This is a genomic window from Bradyrhizobium elkanii USDA 76 (genome assembly GCF_023278185.1).
Classification (GTDB): domain Bacteria; phylum Pseudomonadota; class Alphaproteobacteria; order Rhizobiales; family Xanthobacteraceae; genus Bradyrhizobium; species Bradyrhizobium elkanii.
Map to the genome: position 1 here is coordinate 357,340 of NZ_CP066357.1, position 23,608 is coordinate 380,947.

General features: G+C 58.2%; 17 protein-coding genes and 6 pseudogenes. 12 read left to right on the top strand and 11 right to left on the bottom strand.

Features of this window, described 5'->3' with window-relative positions; all coding sequences use genetic code 11:
• The first annotated feature begins 30 nt into the window (after positions 1–30).
• Positions 31–291, top strand: coding sequence for a hypothetical protein (locus tag JEY66_RS44820; RefSeq protein WP_018273870.1), 261 nt, complete (start codon positions 31–33; stop codon positions 289–291).
• Positions 292–491: 200 nt separating this feature from the next.
• Here the strand turns inward: JEY66_RS44820 and JEY66_RS44825 are convergent, their stop codons facing one another.
• Together JEY66_RS44825 and JEY66_RS44835 are read right to left on the bottom strand one after the other, a co-directional pair.
• On the bottom strand, positions 492–1,043 hold the full coding sequence (locus JEY66_RS44825; protein WP_198390676.1) for a VOC family protein: 552 nt from the start codon (positions 1,041–1,043) through the stop codon (positions 492–494).
• Positions 1,044–2,091: 1,048 nt separating this feature from the next.
• Positions 2,092–3,732 carry a flavin-containing monooxygenase gene (locus JEY66_RS44835; RefSeq protein ID WP_018273874.1) on the bottom strand — a complete coding sequence of 547 codons (1,641 nt, stop codon included), beginning with the start codon at positions 3,730–3,732 and terminating at the stop codon, positions 2,092–2,094.
• 96 nt (positions 3,733–3,828) lie between these two features.
• Between JEY66_RS44835 and JEY66_RS45755 the strand changes: the two are divergent.
• Positions 3,829–3,915: pseudogene (locus JEY66_RS45755) on the top strand (hypothetical protein); the annotation flags it as partial.
• Positions 3,916–3,948: 33 nt separating this feature from the next.
• Positions 3,949–4,744: pseudogene (locus JEY66_RS44845) on the top strand (IS110 family RNA-guided transposase); the annotation flags it as partial.
• Between the two features lie 238 nt (positions 4,745–4,982).
• On the opposite strand, the pseudogene JEY66_RS44850 reads toward JEY66_RS44845, so the two are convergent.
• A pseudogene (locus JEY66_RS44850) lies at positions 4,983–5,243 on the bottom strand (transposase); the annotation flags it as partial.
• Between the two features lie 798 nt (positions 5,244–6,041).
• Here JEY66_RS44850 and JEY66_RS44855 point away from each other — a divergent pair.
• Entirely contained in the window at positions 6,042–6,476 is a 435-nt protein-coding gene (locus tag JEY66_RS44855; protein WP_018273876.1) for a hypothetical protein, read from the top strand.
• A 547-nt stretch (positions 6,477–7,023) separates the two neighbouring features.
• Here JEY66_RS44855 and JEY66_RS44860 read toward each other — a convergent pair.
• The 3 genes and pseudogenes from JEY66_RS44860 to tnpC (JEY66_RS44870) form a co-directional block, all read right to left on the bottom strand.
• Positions 7,024–7,392 (bottom strand): hypothetical protein, encoded by a 369-nt coding sequence (locus JEY66_RS44860; protein WP_018273877.1) that lies wholly within the window; start codon positions 7,390–7,392, stop codon positions 7,024–7,026.
• Positions 7,393–7,684: 292 nt separating this feature from the next.
• The gene (locus JEY66_RS44865) at positions 7,685–8,146 is read right to left on the bottom strand and encodes a hypothetical protein (RefSeq protein ID WP_018273878.1); all 462 of its coding nucleotides are present in this window, start codon (positions 8,144–8,146) and stop codon (positions 7,685–7,687) included.
• Between the two features lie 23 nt (positions 8,147–8,169).
• Positions 8,170–9,324, bottom strand: a pseudogene (gene tnpC / locus JEY66_RS44870) (IS66 family transposase); the annotation flags it as partial.
• Between the two features lie 676 nt (positions 9,325–10,000).
• On the opposite strand from tnpC (JEY66_RS44870), the gene JEY66_RS44875 reads away from it, so the two are divergent.
• From JEY66_RS44875 to JEY66_RS44905, 8 genes and pseudogenes are all read left to right on the top strand, one after another.
• The gene (locus JEY66_RS44875; RefSeq protein WP_244620934.1) at positions 10,001–11,215 is read left to right on the top strand and encodes a hypothetical protein; all 1,215 of its coding nucleotides are present in this window, start codon (positions 10,001–10,003) and stop codon (positions 11,213–11,215) included.
• Between the two features lie 116 nt (positions 11,216–11,331).
• Positions 11,332–11,586, top strand: coding sequence for a hypothetical protein (locus JEY66_RS44880; protein WP_141382139.1), 255 nt, complete (start codon positions 11,332–11,334; stop codon positions 11,584–11,586).
• A gap of 402 nt (positions 11,587–11,988) precedes the next feature.
• Positions 11,989–12,924, top strand: coding sequence for a dihydrodipicolinate synthase family protein (locus tag JEY66_RS44885; protein WP_018273883.1), 936 nt, complete (start codon positions 11,989–11,991; stop codon positions 12,922–12,924).
• Positions 12,917–14,092 carry an NAD(P)/FAD-dependent oxidoreductase gene (locus JEY66_RS44890; RefSeq protein ID WP_018273884.1) on the top strand — a complete coding sequence of 392 codons (1,176 nt, stop codon included), beginning with the start codon at positions 12,917–12,919 and terminating at the stop codon, positions 14,090–14,092. Before JEY66_RS44885 ends, JEY66_RS44890 begins: the two co-directional genes overlap by 8 nt.
• Complete coding sequence (locus tag JEY66_RS45685) at positions 14,085–14,378, top strand: (2Fe-2S)-binding protein (RefSeq protein ID WP_080650474.1); 294 nt, start codon at positions 14,085–14,087, stop codon at positions 14,376–14,378. The genes JEY66_RS44890 and JEY66_RS45685 overlap by 8 nt, the downstream gene beginning before the upstream one ends.
• Positions 14,371–15,780, top strand: coding sequence for an NAD(P)/FAD-dependent oxidoreductase (locus JEY66_RS44895; RefSeq protein WP_166354042.1), 1,410 nt, complete (start codon positions 14,371–14,373; stop codon positions 15,778–15,780). The genes JEY66_RS45685 and JEY66_RS44895 overlap by 8 nt, the downstream gene beginning before the upstream one ends.
• Position 15,781: 1 nt before the next feature.
• A pseudogene (locus tag JEY66_RS44900) lies at positions 15,782–16,049 on the top strand (IS110 family transposase); the annotation flags it as partial.
• 92 nt (positions 16,050–16,141) lie between these two features.
• A pseudogene (locus tag JEY66_RS44905) lies at positions 16,142–16,247 on the top strand (transposase); the annotation flags it as partial.
• A 261-nt stretch (positions 16,248–16,508) separates the two neighbouring features.
• Here JEY66_RS44905 and tnpC (JEY66_RS44910) read toward each other — a convergent pair.
• From tnpC (JEY66_RS44910) to JEY66_RS44930, 5 genes are all read right to left on the bottom strand, one after another.
• The gene (gene tnpC, locus JEY66_RS44910; RefSeq protein WP_224517700.1) at positions 16,509–18,053 is read right to left on the bottom strand and encodes an IS66 family transposase; all 1,545 of its coding nucleotides are present in this window, start codon (positions 18,051–18,053) and stop codon (positions 16,509–16,511) included.
• Between the two features lie 134 nt (positions 18,054–18,187).
• A complete protein-coding gene (gene tnpB / locus JEY66_RS44915; RefSeq protein ID WP_018273887.1) occupies positions 18,188–18,544 on the bottom strand; it encodes an IS66 family insertion sequence element accessory protein TnpB in 357 nt (118 codons plus the stop codon).
• A complete protein-coding gene (locus tag JEY66_RS44920) occupies positions 18,541–18,939 on the bottom strand; it encodes a transposase (RefSeq protein WP_026192391.1) in 399 nt (132 codons plus the stop codon). Before JEY66_RS44920 ends, tnpB begins: the two co-directional genes overlap by 4 nt.
• 189 nt (positions 18,940–19,128) lie before the next feature.
• Positions 19,129–21,282 carry a peptidase domain-containing ABC transporter gene (locus JEY66_RS44925; protein WP_018273888.1) on the bottom strand — a complete coding sequence of 718 codons (2,154 nt, stop codon included), beginning with the start codon at positions 21,280–21,282 and terminating at the stop codon, positions 19,129–19,131.
• A 30-nt stretch (positions 21,283–21,312) separates the two neighbouring features.
• Complete coding sequence (locus JEY66_RS44930) at positions 21,313–22,398, bottom strand: HlyD family secretion protein (protein WP_018273889.1); 1,086 nt, start codon at positions 22,396–22,398, stop codon at positions 21,313–21,315.
• Between the last annotated feature and the right edge of the window lie 1,210 nt (positions 22,399–23,608).

A 23,608-nucleotide genomic window follows, 5' to 3' on the forward strand; every position in this document is an offset into this window, starting at 1 on the left:
CATGCCGGTTACGGCCTTGCGGATCGAGACTTGCCATTCGCCACGGACTTCGTCGACCAGCTTGCGCTTCCGGCCGGGCTTCATAGCTTTCGGCAGCGCGCATCGGCCAGCGGCCGCCGGATCGCCTTCTCGAGCCCGTCGATCCGCTTCTGCGCCGCCATGAAGGCCCTTGGGGTCCGTCACGACGAAGCGGGACGTGGTCGGCACCACCAACTTCTCCTGCGCCTGGCGATGACGGACCAATTCAACAACTCGGCAACGAACAGTTTAAGCGCGAGCTTCAAGCGCTGATCGCCAAATCCATCACGCCCGCGAGTTCCTTCGCGGACTGTTGCGCCATCACCGATGAATTGACCGAGGAGGAGCACGGCTCGCCGAGAAGACCGAAAAGTTTCCGGATGAGGAGGTCAACGCCTCGGTGACCGGCCCGGCACCGGACCCTATAAAGGGTAAATGATCACCGACGACCTACGAGATGTGCCAGCAAGCACTCAGTCGACGATTTCAAGTTGGTGCCCCCAAGGATCAAGAACATAGAGATTGGTCTTTCCAGCCAGCGGGCCCGCATCGATGTAAATTGCGTCGAGGACAGTGCAGCCGTGAGCGGCCAAATAGCTAGCCGCCTTACCGACATCATCCACCCGAAGGCCAAGGTGGTGTCCGCCACGATCGCAGTTCCGGGGCAAGTCAAACCGGCGCTGTTCAGGCTTGTCGTATTGAACAAGTTGAAATTTCAGATTCGGCGTGAGTTTCAACATAGCGAACTTCAACCTGGCCTCCGCCACGTTGACGTGAGATTCCATCCAGTCTCGACCGTCCGTTCCGCGAGGTAGGTCGGCGGCATCCAGCGGTCCCAAGCGAAAGAGCTCGGTGGCGCCGAAGACATCGCAGTAGAAAGAAATGGCGGCATCAAGATCCGGCACCGTCCAAGAAACATGGTCTGCTTCAAGGAAATTTGGCTTTTCCATAGCTGCACCATCCAGTTGACACGGCGCCTCCATCGCATTTTGAGACATGCCGCGCTTGCGAAAAATGAGATCCACCTCGCTTCATCACAGCTTCAGACTGCATCGCAAACTGCGATCGGCTTCTACGACCGCGCATCAGAACACCATTTGTCTATGTTGTTGAAGAGAAGAGACTTTGCTGATTGGGATGCAATCCTGGGGGTATTTTGGGGTTCTGCCGCGCCAGTGCCACCTTGCGGCGGATCTTCGCACCTGCCCCATGGACGCCGTAACCCGTCGCGGCTATTCTACCATAAACGTAGGCTCCGCCGTAGACCGAATTCTCGACCATCCTATGGAGGGTCGCGTAGCTGGGCCGCCGCCAGGCTGTGTCGCCGTTCAGCTGCTACACCCGGTAGGTCGAGGCAGTGTTCATGGAACCACAGCAGCGCCTGCCGCGCGTTCGATCATCCCCGATGGGATCTCCAGAAGACGCTCCGTCTCTGATCCATCCAGCGTGCAGCAGAGAACATCGCCGTCCGCCTTGTCGATCACAGCATGGACGAAAACCTCCCGGCTTGCCTTAAGGGCGAGGCCAGTACAGAACCTCACGGTAAATGGTCCCGTGGGCGTTCTCAAGCCTTGTTGTACAACGATTGTCGCCTTCATCAGGCACCCGGCTATCGCGCGCCGATGGCGGCGAACAGATGCAGGTCGCGAACGTTGTGGACATGATGGACAACGCCGGCGCGTTGACCATCATGTCCACAGCAACAGCAGCAGACAGAGTCTCTGGCAGCGTGATAGAAAGGGAACAGGAGCGGTCAGTTTCCAACTAACAAACCGGTTCAAGCGGTCCCGCTCCGCGGGTCCATTTCAGAGTCCTGACAGCATTCACCCCGGAGAAATCCGCGAGCTACCTCGACAATTCAGGCTATCGAACCTAATTCTATGACGCCACCGGACGGGATGCGCATTTTGTAATGCGGGAATGAAGCGTTGGCAGCAACTTACCATATGTCCGATTGTGCGACAAGTTCTTGTTCACCGCGCAAGGGTCTTGGATCGCGTCTTGGTGCAAACCTGCCGGCGTCACTGAGATCGCATGATGGGCTCGTCCACGAGTCTCCGCGACTTGAAACTCCTAGTGCGCGGTAAAGCCCGGATAGCCACTTGCGGCGACTTCGTCGCACTTTTGCCGATAGTTGCCTGCGCCCCCGGTGTAGGCGAGTACTCGGCGCGGTTTGCCTTCAACGTTCGACCCCAAGTACCAGGAATTCGTCTTGGCGATCAGCATTGCGTTGGCGAGCTCGTCGTGATGCGCCACCCATTGATCTTCCAACTCTTCGGAGGGTTCGATTACCTTCAAATTGTTGTCCCGGAGATAGCTAATGCATCCAGTTATCCACTCGACCTGCTGCTGCAAGCAGGTTGTCGCGTTGCAAAGCGCGGCCACCGGGGCAAGCGGCACTGCGGTCGTGAAGAGATTGGGATAGCCGTGCACCTGCAACCCCATGGTGGTCCGGATGTCTCGGCCCCAATCCTCCTTCAGGGATCGTCCATCGCGGCCGCGGATGTCGATGCGGGTCAAAGCGCCCGTTGCTGCATCGAAGCCCGTTGCCAAGATGATGACGTCGAGCGGGTGAACTGTGCCGTCCACCGTCTGGATCCCTTCGGTCGTGATGCGCTCGATAGGGTTGGTCTTGACGCTGACAACTTCCACATTGACTCGATGGAACGCCTCGAGGAAATTCTGCTCCAAGGGCACCCGATGAGTGCCGAATCCGTAATCGCTCGGGATCAGCAGGTCATAAAGTTTTGGATCTCTGAGCCGCTCGCGCATTTTCGCGCGCACGAATTCGGAGATCTCCGCGTTCACCGCCTCATCGAAGAACAGCTCGGCGAAGGACGATATCCACAACTTCACGGAACCGTCGTTCCAGCAGTCTTCAATCACCCTGCGGCGTTGTTGCGGTGGCAGACCGGCCCAGGCGTACTCGACGTCATGTTCGAAGCCCGTGAACGTGTGCGGCAGTCGCTCGGTAAGGGTTTTGAACTTTGACTTGTAGGCCTCGACGTCCCCGGCAGTGTACTTGGAATTCTTCATAGGTATGATGTATTGCGGCGTGCGGACGAATACTTTGAGATGGCCAACCTTTTCCGCGATCGTCTGGATCACCTGGATCCCCGTTGGTCCGTTACCAACCACGCCGACGAGCTTCTCATCAAGATCGACCGGTTGCTGCGGCCATCGCGCCGTATGAAACACCTGCCCCTTGAACGCCTCCTGCCCCGGAAAGGACACATGGGGTGCCGAAAGCACACCGCAACAGGTGACGACAAACTGGGTATCGATCACATTACCTTTGTCGGTCACGACCACCCATCGCTCCGTCGCTTCATTAAAATGCGCGCTCTGGACCGTCGTGCCGAACTGAATGTCCTTGCGCAGGTCAAGCTGATCCGCCACGTAATTCAGCCAGCGTTCGATTTCGGGCTGGCTCGGAAATCTTTCGCTCCAGCTCCATCGTTTGTAGAGGTCTTCGGAGAAAAGGTACTGGTACTGGTAGCCTTCTGAATCGACCCGCGCACCAGGATAACGGTTCCAATACCAAGTGCCGCCGACACCCGAGGCAGCGTCGATCGCCCTGACGTTCAGCCCGAGCTCTCGTAGCCGGTACAGCTGGTAAAGACCGGCGATGCCTGCTCCGACGACCAGGGCATCGAATTTCGTTGTCGCACGCCCGCCACTACGACAATTGTCCTTGTTCGGCGTCTTGGTCATTTCTCCTCCCTTCTGTTTTTGACGACCTGCGAGGAGAACAGCAAGTATCGTACCAATGAGGGGAGGGGGCGCAAGAAGTCCGCAGTCCTAAGCGAGATGAAGCCGCCAAAGAATGGCTGTGAGCAGCGCCCCACGCGGTACTCTGACGTGTTCGGTGATCCCGTCGTCGCCACTGCGATCCTCGACCGGCTCCTGCACCACAGCCACATGCTGACGGTGAAGCCCTGTGTCAATTCGAATAAGAACGACGTGATCGACGCGGCTGCGATCGCCGAGGCCGTCACGCGGCCGACCATGCGCTTTGTTGAGATCAAGACGGAGACGCAGGCGGAGCTGCAAGCGCTTCACCGTATCCGCGACCGCATGGTAACCGGGCGAACCCGACTGATCTGCCAGATGCGGGCGCTGTGTATCGAGTTCGGCGTCGCAATCCATCAGGGTGTGGGTAAGTTCAAGGCCGACATGCCGCGAGTACTAGCCAGCGAGGAAAACGACCTGACGCCGATGATGCGCCGGCTGCTGGGAGATCTGTTCGGCGACCTGTGCCATCTCGAAGAGCGGATCACCGAAGTCACCCGTGAGATCGAAGCAAATGCCGCAGAGGACGAGCGATCTCGACGGCTGATGACAATACCCGGCATCGGCCCGCTCATAGCCACCGCAATCCTGGCTTCGGCTGGAGACGGTCGGCAGTTCCGCACCGCACGTGATATGGCTGCTTGGCTGGGCCTCGTCCCAAGACAGCACTCGACTGGCGGAAAGACGACGCTGCTGGGAATCAGCCGCCGAGGGAACCACTACTTGCGGCGCGTGCTCATCCACGGCGCACGATCCTGTGTCATCCACCTTGATCGAAGCCGAGACCGGCTCGGCGCCTGGATCGACACCTTGCAGAAGCGCATGCACATCAACAAAGTCACGGTGGCATTGGCGGCAAAGGTCGCGCGTCGCATGGGTGATTCTCAATCGGCCGGGAGCAACCTACGAACGCCGTGACCCCACGGTGGCATAGAGTTCCTGGCCGGCAGACTGCGAGGCTTGAGGAAGCGATGACGAGAACGTTGATCGGCGCACTGTAAGCCTTCCTGCCGAAAGCGTGCTCCAGCACGACGAAGCTATCCAGGAACAGCGCGCGCGTATCTCATCTTGGCTGCAACCGCAGCTCGCTCGCGAGAGGCCGAATACATTTAAGCAGACTATGCTCGTTACGAGACCGAAAAGCCTTGCACGGACGGAGTGGACCATACATTTCGGCGGATCACGTCCTGCAGCATCTCCTTGTCGAGCGGCAGATCCGCCACCAGCTTCTTCAGCTTGCTGTTCTCTTCCTCGAGCTGCTTCAACCGTCGCATCTCGGTCGGCAGCAATCCGTCGTACTTCTTCTTCCAGTTGAAATAGGTCCGCCCTGGCTGATCCCGGCCTTGCGGCAGATCTCCGCCACCGCAACGCCATCGTTGCCCTGCTTCAGGATGAACGCCTTCTGGGCGTCCGAAAAACTTCGAGGCCTTCATCGTCTTCACTCCTCCCAGCCGAGGGAATCGATGCGAAAACTCTAGCCAAAAATGGTCCAGTTTGCCGGCCTCAGATCATCACGCGCACAGGTCTTGAACCTCGTCAAGTTCTCAGCCTATCTAATGACCATTATGGACAAGTACCCCACGGCGTTGGCGCCAGAGTTTGAGCCGAGTGGTGCGGTCAAAACACCATTCGATGAATGGTGGGCTCGGGGTTCAATCATCATTTCCTAATGTGCCGGAGGAAGTCGCGCGCGAGTGGCTGCATCGGCATTGGAAGTATTCGCCGCATGGGTACCTGGTATCGCGGAATTACAGCTTCGAGCTGAAGCGCTGGCCAGACCTGGATGTTGTGGAGCGATTTCAAAGCCAACAATGCCGGCGCGTTCCGTAAAGGTGAAGAGCTGATCGATCTCCAGCCTGGCTGGATGCCCTGGGTACCAAAGTACATGTTGGCAAGACAACGACACGCAAGTCCGAAAGTAGACAAAGCCGTCACAACTACGCTGCAGATTGCAGGAGTTTTGTTTTGGCACAAAGAACGCAGTTCTTCGGGCATAGCCCAGGCCGCCCTCTCTTGGGTATGGTTACCATCGCAAGTTGAAGCTTTGGTTGGCCAGCGGAGTTAGCGGCGCGTGACTTGAGGCGCGGGACGGCGTCCGCCCGGCCGACACCGACGGGCGTTAGGTCACCACGCGTATCGCGGCATTTCCCCCGGGCTCCTGGTTCGATCACATCGAGCCGAATGAACATGAAGGGAACACGGACGACGAGAAGGCGCGAAGGCTTCGGAAAGTGAACGCAGAGAACGACTTCGCGGCGCGGCTCATTGATGCCGGGCGCCTTGCAACGATAGCCCGCACATGCGGCCTTAGAGATGACGTCTCCCACTACGTTAACAAAGCACTCAAGGAGCTTTGGCAAACCCAGTCTCCTGAAGAGGCAAGAAAGATCGCCGAGCGCTGGGTCTTTTGGGACGCGGAGGGGAAGCCGTGGCCGTGCATGCCCCCGTTGGATAACGTGGTCCAGTTCCATCGCGCCGGCCCAACACAGATATCGATGGCGAGCCAGCCGGCAACACCATTGCAGGCAATCTGGGATTGGTTCGAACGACAGGATGAAGAGGCGCGAACTGAGATTCCGGCATGGCGGCGCTTCTGGTGTTCAAAGGTCATGATCTTCTCGACTTTGGCAGCCGAGCGTGGTGGGAATATCTTCGGCAGTGGCTGAGCGAGACGAAATTATCAAACCAGACGATCATTGGCCGCGCATTGACGTTCCGGAGCTGTTTTGAGTATTTCGCGGAGTGCAGGTTCACTGAATCGGGGTGGGCCCGGTCCGAAAAGGTCGCCTTAGCGTTGTTGAAGATGCCAAGAATGCGCCCGATTCCGATGCCGCGCGCCTCGCACCGATTGCGCAGAAAATGCTTGATACGTTGCCCGCGCGTAAAAGCCGATGGATCAGCGTGCGCAAGTCCTGGAGGGAACTGGTTAGTGCAAGCCTCACACCCCGGGCTTTGAGGGTTTGGAGCGCCTCGCAGATGGAGAGAGTTCAGGGGCATTGGTCCAATCGAGAAGTGTGGCGTGTCACCAAACCAATGCGCCACCAATGGGTACAAGAAGCCTTATCCAGATGTCTCGCTAATCTAGGGGAGTTTGACCTTCCTCCCGCTACGCCGTACGAAAGAGCATAGGCTCAATGAGGCATTCAAAGGTCGGCTGCGAGAGATTTACCGGACGCTTGATCCGGTGGCATTGCTGGCACAGATGCGGGACGCTCAGAATGAGCTGGGTAAGGCGTCGATCAACGGGCTGGAAAGCCAGCGATGACTGTCGCGCAGGGGCACAGCGACTTGGCGGCCTTTGCCCGAGAGCTCGGCGATGGTTGGAAACAGGGTGAGCAGCGGGGCATTCATCGGCGTCGCTATGTGCGGCGCAAGCCTGTGCCACGTCGGCCATCGATGCTCGACCCCTACATTCCCACCATCGAGGAATGGCTCGCCGCGGCTCCGCACTTGTCCGCGGTCGATCTTCTCTCCCGGCTGGAAGCGCATGCGCCCGGCCGGTTCAGCGGCCATCAGCGGGCGATTGGTGAAGAATTGGCGATAAAAGGCCGCTCGACAGCTCATCAGCAGCACAGAGATCACACTATCGGTCCAAGCTTCGTGCCTTAGTATTTAATCCTGACAGGTTCTTTCGCCGAAGCACCGCAAGCCGCTCGCTCGCTACGGCGCTCTGGAGGGCGCGCTTCGCGAGCGGCTTGCTCCGACTCGCGGCAGCCGATCCAGGACACCAGGGTGCGCTTCGGTAGCATTATCATCTGAGGCAATATGAGGGGGCAGTTCCGGATGGCGTTTGACACCAAATAGGCGGAACGAACCCAATCTGCTCGGCGCTCCACTTCCATCCTGTTCGCCGCGCGGCAGATTAAGACCGCGCTCAAGTTCCTTTCGCGGGTACATCTGGGATGTATCCGAGCTGCTGCGTGAGAGCGGCCAGGGCCTGGCGAGCTTCCTCCAGCGTCGCTGTCGCCTTGTTAAAGAGCTGCCGCGCTTCATTTGATTGAGTGACCGCTCTTGCACCGGCACCAAAGAGCTTTTTCCTGATTGATGGAGGTCGATCCTCGAGTACTGCCCGCTTCAGGTCTGCGAGGGTGCTCATGAGCGCTCGATGTGCGCGCGCTTGCGCCTTTTCAGAGTCCGCGGCAGCGGCTAGCGCGTCACGATAACGCCGTACCGCCTCGACGGTCCGCTCTTCAAGATGAGAATCGTCGCTCAATGGCTCGTTCTCGCTACTTGCACGGTCGAAGCCACAGGCGTCATGCTCGTTGGATGACAAATCGCTCTCAACCTCTCTGAGAGTACAACCTGACGCCACGTGCGCTTCAAGCGTCTTGAACAATCATTACTTTCGCCGCCGCTTCATCAGATTGCGCATCGGCGGTAGTTGCTAAGTATCCGTCCGGTGAGGACGTCAGTCAGATAGGCCTGCGGCTCGACGCCGCACAGCTTGCAGGTCTCGATCAGCCAAGCGACTCAGGCCCAGTTCTCCGCGCCCTCATCATGCCACGTGAACAGCGCATTCTTGCGGTTAAGGATAAGAGGACGGATGCTTCGCTCGACAACATTGGTGTCCAGCTCGATACGGCCGTCGTCGAGGAAGCGCGTCAGGCCAACCCAGTGGTTCAAGGCGTAACGGATGTGCTCGGCGATTGTCGCTTTGCCCGAGACGCGGGTGAGTTGCTGCTCGAACCAGGCCTTGAGCGCCAGCACCAGCGGCTTGCTGAGCTCCTGGCGGACGGCACGGCGCTCATCGGCGCTGCGGCCCCTGATCGACTTCTCGACGGCATAGAGAGCGGCGATACGCTCGAGTGCTTCACTCGCGATCGGGCAGGCCGTCCTGGCGCCGCCGCAGATGAGCCCAGCAGAAGGCGAGCGTGATCGCCGCGTCAGGCCCGGTGTCGGCGACGGTCTTGTAGACGATATAGCCGTCGCATTGCACGATGCCGCGATAACTGTCGAGCAGCTTGAAGGCGTGGACGGCGCCGCGACCGGGCGCGTAAGTGTAGGCCACCGCCGGCGGGTCGGCCCCGCCCCACGGCCGATCGTCGCGCGCGATCGCCCAGAAGAAGCCCTTCTTGGTGCGGCCGCGGCCGGGGTCGAGCACCGGCGCTGTTGTCTCGTCGACCGCGATCTTGCTCGCGGTCAGAATGATCTGCGCAGCCTGAGCCAGAGCGGACGAAGCTCCACGGCCGCATGGCCGCCCCAGAACGCCAGGACCGAGCGCTTGATGTCAATACCTTGCGCCAGCAGCACCTGAACCTGCCGGCACAGCGGCAGGTGCCAAGCATATTTGGCGACCGGCACATGGGCGACCATCGCCTCAGTTGGCAACCCGCCCTTGATCAGCCGCTCCGGTGCCGGCGCCTGAACCACGCCATCCGTGCAGGCCCGGCAGCCATATTTGGGGCGATGGGTGACGATCACGCGGAATTGCGCCGAGACGACATCGGGCCGCCGTGAGGTCTCCTCACCGATCACATGCCGAGGCGCGCGGCAGCACGGACAGCGGGTCATTTCTCGGTCTCGTGCCGTTGGAGCATTCGAGCGGCGCCACCATCCGACGGTATCACCAAGGGCGGCAATGCTCTGGCGAGGCGCGCTCTGATCGAGGGGACGTTGATCTGAAGCGATTCGGCCCGAAAAACGGTCAACTACAACAATTTGTAGCTTACGGAAGCTGCTATTCGGCTTAACATTCGAAATCATCGCGGTGACGGGCTTTGCGGCCGCATTGGAGCGGCTCCAATCACCGAAAGTCTCGTGTGATGCCAAGCTTCCTTGTTGTCAGTTCCAAATTGAAGGACGCCCAGCCAGATCCACCTAAGGCTGCGCGCTTTATGACGTTGGGGGGCTGTAATTAAGGAGAAGGGCAAGCAGGGTCATTCGCAGTTGGAGATCGCGCCGTACCCCAGTTCACTGCGCGACCGGAGGCTCGAGCCCGGAAGCCTGGCATTGGTCAAATTTCACGAACGGTTGGCTGCGGGGCTCGATTCCGAGATTGCCTTGGCGCCAGCGGTGCAAGACCTGCTAGACCTCCTCAATGGTAATCAGGTCGTCGCCATCGATGATGATGGCGCAGGCCCGCGACCTGGACACGGGGGGGTGTGCCCCGACCGCCGATCCCCGATCGCTGCTGTCGTTCGCGCTTTATTGCAACGTGCTGCTGAGTATATGCGCCCCGGAGGCAGACCAGATGAATACCAACCCACCCGTTCAGCTCACCGCGAATTTCTCCATTTCCACTCGCGAGCAGTCGCCGCACCCGGCGCAGGGGCTATTTTCGCACAAGTCCGTTAGCATTGCTGGCCGGCAGCGAAAACGCCCGCTTGGCCTGCTCAGCGATTTTGTCACCGATGAACTGCCGCACCGCGTTGCGGAGATTAGATGCAGTGAACAACCAAATGAGGCGGTCCGGCTCCTTGGCCGCAGCATCAACGCAATACTTTCGAAGGCGGACTATGATGCTCAGCTGCTGAGCCTACCGCAGTCCGATTTTGGCATCGCCAAGACCGACATCCATTATCTTGTCAATTGTTTGTATCAGATGTCGGCGTTTGCGGGTCTTAATCCGATGGACGCCGGGCGGACGGTGGGCGACCCGCTAAACCGCCTCGCACGCTTAAGCTGTCAGCAGCAGCCCAGCATTGATGTCCTCTCCTATGAAGATGTCATTCTCACGAATCCGTTGCAGAGCGACCCGCGCTTATATTGTCTCGGAGCGGCCGGGGTCGAGGAGCGAGATTTTTGTTTGGGCCATCAACTGATCGAGGGCGACTTACAATCAGCGATGGATGCTCTGCTTGAGTTGCGCGATACGCTCGACGTGGATGCGCGTCAATGTCTTACGCGGTGCTTGAAGCACCTTGACTCGGCAATTTATGTTCTGACCCGCTTTCATGAGCGGATGTCGCTTGATCTGTTTGGGCATTTTCGTGCGTACTATGTAAAAAATCCCTACAAGAATCGGCTTGGCCCAAGCGGCCGCTTTTCTGCTCGCATGGTGGCTGTCTCAGTTCTTCTCATGGGTGAAGAACTCTTTCACCAGAGCCTGCAATTTTATAGGGACATATATCGACTATCTGACCACTATCCCCAAGCCTGCATTCGCGAGGTATTCCGCTGGCTAGTGCCAGATAACGGGAGTGGTGAACTCGACCCAACTTGGTTAGAAGGGGGGGAGGCGGCATTTCCCAGGTCTGCGACTGTTTCGTCCGCTGTAGAACGCCACGGCTACGAGATCGGAAAACTGCGAGCATCCTGTGTTCGTGCGTTAGATCAGTTCACCCGAATGCATCGTAACACGGCGTTAAAATATACCATTGAGCCGGGCCATTCAGTTAGCGGCGCCGAAGCGGAGGAGTGTGTTGAGGCCATCCTTTGTCAACGGCTATTGACGGCGCGGTATTGATAAAGATCCGACGCAATTGTCTAGTAACGAGATGCTGTAGCCGTCCGATAGTCGGGACGTATGGTCGATGTCCCAAAACGAAGCAGTCTTTCGTAGGTTCGCACCAGGAGATAGCGATGCTGTATGGCGCCTACACAGAAGCGCGTTTGCGGATGCTGGTGCGCCCGGACGGGGCGTGCGCCGATGATTTACGCGATATCGGGAAAGCATACATTCGGTCAGGTGGCGACTTTACCATTGCGCATATTGCTTTTCGGCTCGCTGCAATGGGAGGATTGAAAGCTGTTGATCGTGATGTCGCAGAGCTGAAGCGCATCCGGGTCAGATCCCGCCTTTCATCAACGCGGCCTTGGAAGGAGGATTCTTCGTGAATTGGAATCAAGATCTGTTGCTCTGGGTGGGTACAGCCAGTGGCTATCAATTGGAGTGGCGCGCACCGCGAGAGGACGGATGATCGGGAGGCGCATAAACGGGGAGGTTGCGCTCCCAAGGGGCTTTCTTTGTGGGAAAGCACTCGCAGATTCGGTCTATCGGCAGCAATGATTGGGCCAGGTTGAGCGCAATGTGACTCATCCGCGCTTAGCTTCCTTGAGGAAAGCTGAGAGAAGCTCCCGTATCGGCTCGAACTGGAGCGGGAGACGTTTTGTTCGAATCGGGCCGGCAGCACTGGTTGGATCACCGGGCATCTGTAAAAAAATATGGAAAGGAGATTGCGGAAGTGGTCCTATCGATTGCACTGCCGACGCCGTGAGAAATTTGAACTGGGAAGGGCTATGGACAGAAATAGTGTGAGTTGGTTCGGTTATATTCCTGCAATCACCACCCCCTTTCGCAAGAATGGATCTATCGCGTGGGACGACTTTGCGGTGGAACTAGATTGGTATGTCACCGAGCGAATGCATGGTGTCGTAGTGGCTGGCACGTCGGGTGAATGGTTTAGTCTGAGCGAAGACGAGCGCAGTGAACTATTTAGTCAAACCAGCCGCGGTATCGATAGCCGCATCACGACATTGGGAGGTTGTAACGCCTACACGGCAGATGAGGCGATTCGTCACGCCAGGGCCGCGGAGAGGGCTGGACTGGACGGCATTCTGCTGACGCCGCCTCCATATGTTGTGCCAAACAGGCGCGAGCTTGTTCAATTTTACCGCGAAGTTTCAGACGCAACCGACATACCTATTTGTGTATACAACTGGCCCCGCGGTTGTGTCGTCGACATGGATATAGAGACTCTTAGCGAGATCTCCGATATAGATCACGTCGTTGCTATAAAAAACTCGACTGGAAATTTCTCCGCCTTCCTGGACGGCCTGTATGCTTTGGGTCGAAAAGTGCGTTACTTCAACATGCCCACTTCCGAGCTCGGAGCGGACATTGCGGGTCTTGGTCTCTCGGATGGGCTCATGGGAGCTGGCGGTATCCTGGGATCCGGGCATCCGGACTTTTGGCGTGCGATTCAGGAGGGCGACCGTCAACGAGCCGTGGTGCTCGGGGAGCGCGACCGGATCATCATGCGCGAATTGTTTAACAAGGACTACGCTGGTGCATTTGGTAATGCGCAGGCAATTCTCAAAACTGCTCTGCGGTTGCGGGGTGTCCCTGCTGGGTACGTTCGCAGGCCCCTTCTTGATCTCGCTGCCGAGGAGGTTCGACGCGTCGCGGACACGCTCCAGCGCCTCGGGATTGAGGTTGTGAACGAAGATGCCTGAAACAGTCGATTGCCTAGTGGTCGGCGGCGGCTTGCTAGGCTCGGCACTGGCGTATTACTTGGTGTGTTCGGGGAGCACCGCGTGTCTTGTTGAGAAAGACCAACTGAATCAGCACGCCTCCGGGCGAAATGCGGGCAGCCTCCATTTCCAGCTCGAATATCGAATGATTGAGCACGGACTGGATGCAGCGAAGAAGGCGGCTGAGGCCCTGCCACTACATCTCGATGCCGCGCGGGAGTGGAGCCTGCTGAGCACTAGAATAGGTGAGAATGTTGGCGTCTTGCAGAGTGGCGGAATGATGCTTGCGGAAACGAGCGAGCAGGCGCTACTCCTGGAGAGAAAAACCGAACTCGAGCGCAGTTATGGGCTGGAGAATCGAATGCTTTCGAGCGATGAGATTCACCAGAGAGCACCTTATCTCAGCTCGGCAATTGTTGCAGCGGCGCTTTGCCCTCTAGAGGGTAAGGCGAATCCGCGCGGCGCCACTTTGGCATTTGCCAAAGTTGCTGAGGAGTTTGGAGCACGGATCCGGGCGGGTATAGCCGTGACCGGCGTGAAACAACAACGGGGCCGCTGGAGGACAACCCTTTCCGACGGGAGCGAAATTTTAGCGCGTAAGGTCGCCATTGCTGCAGGTCCCTGGTCGGCTCGCATCGCCGCTATGGCAGGGATTGCCCTTCCAGTCGTGCCGATCGGATTGATGATGGCGGCAACGGTCCAAGTGGCGCCATTTATCAAGCATCTCATCCAACATGCAGGACGGCGTCTATCATTGAATCAATCGGCCGAGGGTACCATTCTGGTAGGTGGGGGATGGCCCGCACGCCTGCATGAGACAGGCGGAGTTTATGATCTGGATCTGCCGCCCGAAATCTTGCCTTCATCGATTCAGGGCAATTTGCGCGCCGCCGTTTCGGTGGTGCCGAGGATTGGTGAGATCCCGGTCCTTCGCATATGGAGTGGTGCAACCTTGCTCGTTGCCGATCAATTGCCTCTTGTCGGAGCCTTGCCGCGCCGCTCGGATCTCTTCATTGCAACAGGAGGATCCGCGTTCACGCTCGGGCCCACCTACGCGCGGGTACTTGCAAGCATGATCTTGGAGAAGCCTGTTGATCTCGATGTGTCGCGCTTCGATCCCGGCCGCTTCGTGAGTCTAAATAATGCTTAATGGGCATTACCTCCCGGGTTCACGCGGTTCGGAAATAGAACTATCCGTGAATGGCAATTCCGTCGTTTGCCACCGCGGTGATACTTTGCTTGCCGCCCTCCTTGCGTCCGGCCTGCGATCCTTTCGTCGGTCGATCGTTAGCAATGAGCCGCGTGCGCCATGCTGCAATACGGGGGTCTGTTTCGACTGCATGGTTACTGTGAATGGGACGTCATACATAAGGGCATGCATGATTGATGCCGAGCCCGGGATGGCCGTCGAGACCGGAGACAAGACTGATGGCTGATCTCAAGTGTTTTGACGTGGCCATCATTGGTGCAGGTCCGGCCGGTATGTCCGCAGCGCTTGAATGTTGTCGAAACCTATCCGTCGTTGTTTTCGATGAGCAAGGACGGGCAGGGGGGCAGATATTTCGACAGCCGCCGCCGCACCCCTCCGTCCAAGTGAACTCTCCCGCTTGCCGTCTCTATCCCTTTGGCGATGTATTAGTGAGAAAGGCGGAGGCCGAGTCGCGCATAGACTGGCGATTCAGACAGACAGTTTGGGGCATATTTCCCGATGAGGATCGAATCCGCGTTTGTACAAACAAAACAACCGTCTTGGCGAGGAAGACGTTGGTGGCCACCGGCGCCTATGAAATGCCAGTAGCTTTCCCGGGATGGACGCTTCCTGGCGTAATGGGGGTGGGAGCGATCCAGACGCTGCTCAGGAGCCAAAATGTCTTGCTTGGGCGGCGGTTCGTATTGGCGGGATCACACCCGCTTCTTATTCTCGTTGCCGATATGCTTCTCGCGGCCGGTGCGGAGATACAGGAAGTTGCAATCGCGAGGTCGCGCCCTCGTTTTCGAGAGATCTTGGATGGATTGCTCGCCGTTCCTGGGAATATTCCAATTTTTAAAGAGACTGCTAGCTCTCTTTACAAACTCACAAAAGCGCGTGTGTCGATTCGGTTCGGGAGGATTATGGTCGAAGCTCGCGGTAACGAGGAGGGACTGACTCACGTTACGTTGTCAGATTGTGATCGCGATTGGATTCCGAGCGGAGCGCACCGTGTGTTTGAAACGGATATTCTCGGGACGGGCTTCGGATTGCTTCCGTCCACTGAGCTTTGCCGCCAGATAGGTTGTGCAACACAATGGGATAGCCGAAATGGCGGCTGGATAGTGAAGCATGATGGATTTCAGCGTACCACTGTGAGAAACGTCTACGTGGCGGGAGAACCAGCGGGCATCCGCGGCGCTGCGAGCGCTCGTACTGAAGGCGAACTCGCGGGGCTAATGATTGTGCAAGACTTGATCCCGCAGCGGCGAGATGATCGATTGATCCGCCGTAACCTGTCGCAGACGAAGCGTAATCGGAAATTCTCGGATCGAGTCGCGAAATTTTTTCAACCTAACATGAGAGCGCTGTCTGATCTGGCAAGCGATGGAACTGTGATCTGTCGATGCGAGGATGTGAAACGTTCTGCAGTCACGAAGTTTCTAGAGAGAAATAGCCACACGACCTCGATCAACAGTGTTAAGCTAGCCTGCCGTACTGGTATGGGCTTTTGTCAAGGACGATATTGTCATCACACACTTGCGCAAATCCTGTCCAATGCCACAAGTCAGCCCGTTGAGCGGTGCGGAGAGTTTACGGCTCGGGTGCCGATCAAGCCAATTTCGGCCAGAGATTTATCAGATGTTTAGCAGATGCCTTTTCTGTTACGAGGCCGGCCCGACTGGCTATGGCCTTTATCGCCTGATCCGGTTCCTCGGCCGTGAACGCACGGTGGTGGCAACATATGGGTTCCCGATGAAGGCCCGAGGCGATGCGCGATCTCGTTCGCGCCCGAGCGGCAGCGGTTGAAGCGCTGCGGGTCCCATCGGCAACAGGTGAGCGCGTTCATGCCCAGCACGGCCGCACCTATCCCCGCAAGAAGGGCTGGAGTTATCTGCGCTGGTTTCAGAAACAGAAGTGACCTGCTCCCCTGAAACGCCCTCGGTTTTGAGTTAGGGTTCTGTCCTCCACCGAGAAGACAGGCGATGCGTAAAGGCAGGTTCACAGAAGATCATCGGGGTCTTGAAGGAACACGCCGCCGGGATGTCGGCGAGCGATCTCTGCCGTAAGCACGACATCAGCGATGACGTTCTACAAGTGGCGGTCGCGCTATGGCGAGCTATGGCGGAATCTGGGTGATGACGGTGTGAGGAAGGCGGCGTATCGAGGCGGGTGACGAGCCTGCCAGAACCTCTCGAGGAGAGCGATACGCCATGACCGAGACTACCAATGTTCTTGCTTTCCGTCAGCCGTCCGCGGTTGATGGTAAGCGACGTTCGCGTCCCATTCGCAAAGGTTTGGCGTGGGGATTGCAGTCTGTTGATCAACGTGTTTGCAAATCGTTGGCGGGGGGTATGGAGGCGGCAACGACGGAGAATTACGAGGTGCGGCCGAACGACCAGGGCAGGAGCTCGTCGATCCGGGACTGCGGGTGACCGGTTGCGATCGCTTTGAGCGTCGCTTTCATCCAGACGTAGGGCTCCACGCTGTTGATTTTGCAGGTGGCGATGAGCGAAGCTATGCGCGCCCATGAACGACCACCTTCGTCGTGACCAGCAAATAAACTATTTTTACGCGTCAGAGTCAGCGGCCTGATTTGATTTTCGACGGGATTGGTGTCCATCTCAACGCAACCATCGTCGAGAAACAAGGTGAGGCCATCCCAATGGTTCAGGAGATAGGCGATCGCCTTGCCCATCTCGCTGCCCGGCGACAGGCGAGCGGCTTGCTCGCGCAGAAACCTCTCGAGTTCAGCGACGAGCGGCCGTGATCGCTCGTTACGGGTCGTTTGCCGAGCCGGGGCGTCGGCGCCACGGATCTCCTTCTCGATCGCATAGAGTGCGGCGATGCGCGCGAGGACGGCTTCGGCGATGGGTGAGCCGGCTTTCGGAGTCGCTGCGATGATCTTGCGCCTTGAGTGGGACCAACATGCGGCCAGCCGCAGCGGCACGCCGCCTTTGCGCTTGGGCCGTGCGAGCCGATGATAGCCCTGGTATCCGTCGACCTGAAGGATGCCGTCGAAGCCCTCGAGGATGCGCTCAGCATGGTCACCACCGCGTCCTGGCGCGTAGTGGTAGACCACGATTGGTGGATCAGCGCCGCCGTGGCCGCGATCGTCGCGCAGGACAGCCCACAGATAGCCGGTCTTCGTTCGGCCCCGGCCCGGATCGAGCACAGGCGCCCTGGTCTCGTCTATGAACAAGCGGCCCGATTGCTTCATCACGACGCTCATGCGCTCGACCAGCGGCGCGAGGTGGAAGGCGACCGTTCCCATCCAGTCTGCCAGAACGGCGCGATCGATGAAGATGCCATGCCGAGCCAGAACCTGCGACTGACGATAGAGTGGCATGTGCTCGCTGAACTTGGCGACCGCCACCTGCGCCAGCAGCGCCTCGGTGGGGATGCCACCCTCCACGAGATGGGCGGGCGCCGGCGCCTGAGCAACACCGGTGCAGCCCTTTGCGCAGGCGTAGCGCGGTCGCACCGTCTCGATCACACGATACTGGGCGGCCATGACATCGAGACGGCGGGAGCGATCCTCGCCGATCTGGACCATCCGGCCGCAGCCGCAGGGACACTCGAGGTTCTCGGGTTCGATCACCTGCTCGATGCGCGGCAGGTGCGCGGGAAAGGCACGGGCAGCGCGCCTGGTCCGGCGGCTGGACGGCGCCGTGCCGGCGCGGCGCGCACGATCGTCCTGGCGTTCCTGGACTTCGGCGATGGCAATCTCGATGTCCTCGAGAACCAGTTGCATCTGATCGGGATTGAACTTCTCCGAGCGTTTACCGAAACGTGCGCGCTCGTACTCCTTCACGAGCAGTTCGAGGCGTTCGACGCTCTCTTTGGACGCAGCCAGTTCACTCTCGACATGAAGGCGCGCCGAGCATTCATCGTCTGCGCGACGACGCTCGGCTTCAATCATCGCTTCCTGCGCGCGGAAGAGCGCGCGCAAATCGGCGGGCAGCGCTGCAAGACGGGCGGGATCAATGGGGGACGGCGGCACATCCGCAAGCTATCATCCCAAAGCCCCGCGCGAAACAGGTTGTCGGGTCTGAGTCAGTTCGCCGCAGCTGGCGTCGCGACAATCCGTTCGCCCACTCGCTTCCAGTTCAGCCCTTCAAACAGCGCTTCGAACTGCACGCGCGTCAGATGCATGACGCCGTCGCTGATCTGCGGCCACTCGAAACGACCATCGCGGCCAAGGCGCTTGTAGACCAAAACGAGGCCCGTGCCGTCCCATAGCAAAATCTTCAGCCGGTCGGCGCGCTTCGAACGACAAACCACGATCAGGCCCGAATGCGGATCGAGCCCAAGCGTGTTTTGCACAAGACCGGCCAGCGCGTCGTGCCCGCACCGGAAGTCAACAGGACGCACAGCAAGCACAATCCGCAGTCCCTGCGCCGGAATGATCATGCGCCGCGCTCGATCGCAGTCACGATCTCCGCGATCCGCACCGCCGACACGTCCGCATCCAGGCGGACCGAAACCTTGCCAATCGTAATCTCGACGGGCCCCTCGCTCTTGCCTGACGCCACTGGATCGCTCAGCTCGATCGACACGAAATCCGCCGCGTCGTCCGTGACCAATGCGAGCCGGCCAGCACGCGCCAATCTGCGCCACGTCGTCAACTGCTGGGCCTTCACACCATAACGCCGTGCGACATCACATACCCGGGCGTCGGGCTTCATGCTCTCGAAAACAGCGCGCCCCTTGATCTCCGCAGACCATAACCGGCCTCCAGAACGCGTCCGGCGCGTAAGCTTCCCCACAAAGCCATCAGCTTCGGCTTCCTCCCCCGATTGTTCCATCGCCTTCAGTCTCCTCTCGGCTCTCTGACAAGCCAAGGATCGCAGAGCGAAAGCCGAAGCGAAACCAGTCAATCAAATGGGAGAAAAGCTCCGCTTACGACGTTGACGTTCCATTCGACACCTCCGGGCTCAATGAGCCTACTACAGGTGTCCACTCATTCGGAGGAGGTCACAGCAAATTCTGCAACTCTAGCTGACCCCTGTTTGCGTCTGCCACAAGCGAAGGTAAGCGGCTTCACCCAGCAGATCAGTATGCCTGCCTTCAGCAACGATCCGCCCCTTGTGTAACATGACAAGCTTCTCGGCAGTGCGGATGGTGCTGGGTCGGTGAGAGATGACCACGATGGTCTTGCCGGCGCCACGCAAATCATCAAGGAGCTGGTGAATGGTGGCTTCGGCAACGGAGTCCAGAGAAGAGGTAGGCTCGTCAAGGATCAGGATGTCCGGATCCCGATACAGAGCTCGGGCCAACGAAAGGCGCTGCTTTTCGCCGCCAGAGAGCCGTACGCCGTTTTCGCCTAGATAGGCCTGGAAGCCTCCCGGCCAATTCTCGATCGCCTCCCGCAGCCCAGTTTGATCGCAGACCTTCATGATCCTGTCGATCTCCGGTTCGAACTCGCCGAGCGCGATGTTCTCGATCAGCGAGCCTGAGAATACGTCCGTCGACTGCGGTACCGAAGCAATAACCCTACGCAAGGATACGGTCGAGAAGTCTTTAAGGTCATAGGGACCGATCCGAATGCGGCCGCTTTCGAGCGGGTAGACGTTCTGCAGCAGCGCCGCAAGGGAGCTCTTGCCTGAGCCGCTTTCTCCCACCACGGCCGTCATTTCACCTCGACGAAAGGTGAGGTTAAGATCTTCAAAGAGCTTCGGCTGCGAGCCATGGCGGAAGGTGACGTTCTCCAGGCGGATATCACCAAGCTCGGATTTGGTGGCATCAATACCGCCGCTGCGTGCCGGCTCAAGGTCGAAAATCTCGAACAGGCGATCCGCCGCGATAAACGCGTCCTGAACGATTCTGTTGGTTTGGATCAGGTTGGCGACAGGCCGGGTGATATAGCCGAGCAGTGCGTAGCAGGAAAGTAACTCACCCGGAGTCACGGCCTGATCCATAGCAAGCGTCGCGCCAAACCACATTAGCAGGATTGTGAAGAGAGTTGAGAGAAAGGTAGAAGCATTGTCTCCGACGATCGAGATGAGGCCGGAGCTGTAGACCGATTGCAGGGTCTTGACAAAGCGAGTTTCCATCTTAAGGCAAGCGAAGCTCTCCACGCCGAAAGTCTTGACCGTGGAAACAGCTCCGAGTGATTCAACCAATTGCGCCTCCAGTTCGGCGGCATTCTCCATGATCGCGCGCTGGCGCTTCCTATTGAGTCGGTTAACGGTCCAATAGACTAAGACATATAGTGGGATGGAGATAGCCACGACCAAGGCGATCTTCCACGAGTAGATGAACATCAGGCCGAACGAGAACAGTATGACCAGCATGTTGACGAACATGGTGATCGAGACGTCGTTCAGAAAGCTCCTGATTTTCACCGCATCATTCATCCGGGAGACGATTTCTCCCATGCGCATGCTGTCGAAGAATTTTTGTGGTAGGCTTAGGATGTGATTGTAGTAGCCGAGGATCAAGCAGACATCGATCTTCTGACCTGTTTGCAGGACTAGCCGGTTTCTGAGCAGGTTGATTACGATCTGCGGCACCAGGATCAGCAGCATCACGACGCTCATGAGATTGAGCAAATTGCGGTTGCCCGCTGTGATCACGTGGTCGACGATCTTCTGGACGTAAATGGCTGTCGACAGCCCCAGGAGGGTGGTTACCAGTGCGCCGACGAGAGCCTGCGTTAGCGCCGCTTTGTGCGATGCAAGCAGCCGGGCGAAGCGGAGAAGAGGTGAGGTGGTCTCATCGCGGCGCTTGAAGGTGTCGGCCGGAACCAGGAGCACCAGGACGCCAGTCCATTGCCTCTTGAATTCTTCATGCGATAGCTTGCGGATTTCGCCGTACGCGGGGTCCATGACGGTGACCCACCTCGTGTCGATCGCCTGGATCACTACGAAGTGGTGCAAGACATCCTTGATGATCACATGCGCGATGGCCGGCTTGGGGATCTTGTACAAGCTGTCGAAGCCGCCCTTGACGCCCTTGGCAATGAACCCCAGCTGATGAGCCGCTAGCAGAAGACCCGACACGGTGGTGCCCGATTGGTCCGTCGACGCATACTGGCGAATGCGCGACAATGGCAACTTGTAACCGTAGAAGGCTCCAACGGAAGCGAGGCTGGCAGCCCCACAATCCGTGATGTCGCGCTGCTTGACTTTGATGATTTGACCCAACATGGCGGCTCACCGGCTTCTTGGAATGGATAATTAACGAGCCGCTAGGACCGGGTTGAGCCAATCGTCAATCTCATTGTAGAGAAGTTGCAGCAGAGTGCGCTCCGCCACGAGAAAACGGGCTCTCACCGTCATGCCTTTCTTCAGATGACCAATGATGCCATTTGTGAGCTCGAGGTAACTGCGAGAAAGCGCGCAGCGAACCTTGAAGACCGGGCTCTTCTCCTGCAGGGTAAAGTCCTGCGCGACGTCTAGCACTGTCGCGTCAATCATCCCCCATTGATTGTAGTTGAAGGCATCGACCTGGAGCCTCACCGCCTGGCCAGGCTGCACGAAGCCGATGTCTTTGGGCGAAACGTAGATATCCGCCACCAGTTCGCCGTCGGGCGAGACCCAACCGACAGTTTGCCCCGCCTGGACGTAGCTGCCTGGGGTGACGCCGTTGAATTGCTCGAGTGCGCCGGACACGGGAGCGCGAATCTGGGTCAAGTCGCGTTCGTTCTCAAGTTGGTGCAAGCTGGCGGTGAGTTCCTGAAGGCGGAGGTTTGTATCGAAGAGCTGCTGATTCCATTCGGCGGATTTGCTCCGGACGAGGATCTCGCCCTTCACCTCGAGGCTCTGCAACGCGAAAGCCTTTTCTTCAACCGCCTTGGTGGGCGCTGCAGCAACCGCGACGAGTCGCTGAGCGCGCTCGAGTTCTGCCGCGGCGTTGCTGCGGGCATATTGGTTCTCCCGCAACAGGTTGAGAAAATGCAGGCGCTCGGCCGTGGCGAACTCCGAGCGGAGGCGGACTGGGGCGTCGGACTGTGCGCCGGAAGAGATCAGGGCCTGGAGGTCGCTGGCACGATCGCGCTTCAGACGGATTTCGCCTGTAAGCGCACCGATCTTTTCCTTAATGACCACATCGTCGAGAGCTAGGATCTCTCGTCCTTGTGCAACGAGATCGTTCTCGACGGCAAGAACACGAGAAATTCGTCCGGAGACGGGTGCTATCAGAGGAGTTTTCTCGATTGTGGGACGAATGGTACCGGCACTTTGAGCAGACAGCGTCACGGTGATGACTGGCAGCGACACAAACGTCGCAACGACAGACAACACAATTATCTTGTAGATCGCCAAAGATCGTCCTGATTCTCGCGATAGGATGCTCTCTGCAGTGTAGCAGACCGTCTCCGGAGGCAGCATTACATCAGCCATAGCAGCCCTGTCACGGATTACGACGATTGGCAGTGCCAAACGACTCATCAGGATTGAGCGACGCACGGGGAAGGTGCGCCAGCTATTGTCCTTCACACCTAAGGGTAGCCAACTAACGTATCGACTTTCATTGTTATCTCCTTGTCAGATGTGGAACACTCGCTGGTGCTGCTCGGCCAATTTCGTTGATTACCCGAAAAGAGGTGTGGAGCGATCATGCGATTGCTCCACAACAAATCCAGAGCAGCCGCTTTGTATTTGATTTGCATTCGATCCTGCCACTCAGCTGAGAGCCCCCGCACGCCGGTGAAGTCTTATCGTTGCGCCCGCGACAGAGCCGTTGAACGGAATTTCTCAAACGTTCAACCGCGGCGCGCCCAAAGACCTTTCGTCCGGCGCGAAACTTTCGCGGGGCGGCATGAAGAAGAGCCTGCCTGGCGCCGCAGGCAGGCTGCAGACACTTTTGCAATTAAGGGCTAGGCTCCTCAGGGCAAGGAATTGGAATGATGCTGCAACCACCGCCCTCAATGGGACGAACCTCCCAACCGCAACCGCGCCACGTCCGAGCGATACCTTCCTTCCCGCAGTTGCCCATGCTTCTTCAGGAGTCAATTCCGGAAGCTGACATATAGCTTCTCATGTTGTTTCCTTTTCAATAGCCGTGAGTGTGGTCGACCAGCAACTGCTGCCGACCCCGTAGCAACTTCAAGTCTCGTGCCAACTGCTCAGGAACGGCAGAAAACGCTCTCCTTGCTTTTATGATGCTAAACAGCAAATGTGCGGCAGACCGCCCGAACATCATTGTGGTTGCAAATGCGACAAATCGAACAGGGCGAACACGGCATGCTTCAGGAAGCCTTCGAGCTATCCGCCAGCTCACGTCGCTACCACCGCCCAACCTGGGCAAATCCAACAGCCGGGGCGAACTCAGGACTTGATAACACTTAGGGGCAAAAGGTCATGCCCCCTCAGCGTCACGAGCAATTGCCCCTTCTTGGATAGCTGAGGAGAGAGCGAATGAACGAGGAACGAATCACGGAAGGCTCCTCGTGGATTGATCCACGGGGGGCAGGTGATGAAGACGCCGGATGACGTGGCGGACGTGTTGCGCCTGAGGGCGTGCGGCTGGCTC

Bases quoted from the DNA above. Each gene is read 5' to 3' on its own strand.
- JEY66_RS44920 (WP_026192391.1), bottom strand. From the start codon at position 18,939: ATGGAACAATCGGGGGAGGAAGCCGAAGCTGATGGCTTTGTGGGGAAG.
- JEY66_RS44875 (WP_244620934.1), top strand. From the start codon at position 10,001: ATGAATACCAACCCACCCGTTCAGCTCACCGCGAATTTCTCCATTTCC.
- JEY66_RS44880 (WP_141382139.1), top strand. From the start codon at position 11,332: ATGCTGTATGGCGCCTACACAGAAGCGCGTTTGCGGATGCTGGTGCGC.
- JEY66_RS44895 (WP_166354042.1), top strand. From the start codon at position 14,371: ATGGCTGATCTCAAGTGTTTTGACGTGGCCATCATTGGTGCAGGTCCG.
- JEY66_RS45685 (WP_080650474.1), top strand. From the start codon at position 14,085: ATGCTTAATGGGCATTACCTCCCGGGTTCACGCGGTTCGGAAATAGAA.
- JEY66_RS44885 (WP_018273883.1), top strand. From the start codon at position 11,989: ATGGACAGAAATAGTGTGAGTTGGTTCGGTTATATTCCTGCAATCACC.
- tnpC (WP_224517700.1), bottom strand. From the start codon at position 18,053: ATGATTGAAGCCGAGCGTCGTCGCGCAGACGATGAATGCTCGGCGCGC.
- JEY66_RS44925 (WP_018273888.1), bottom strand. From the start codon at position 21,282: ATGTTGGGTCAAATCATCAAAGTCAAGCAGCGCGACATCACGGATTGT.
- JEY66_RS44835 (WP_018273874.1), bottom strand. From the start codon at position 3,732: ATGACCAAGACGCCGAACAAGGACAATTGTCGTAGTGGCGGGCGTGCG.
- tnpB (WP_018273887.1), bottom strand. From the start codon at position 18,544: ATGATCATTCCGGCGCAGGGACTGCGGATTGTGCTTGCTGTGCGTCCT.
- JEY66_RS44890 (WP_018273884.1), top strand. From the start codon at position 12,917: ATGCCTGAAACAGTCGATTGCCTAGTGGTCGGCGGCGGCTTGCTAGGC.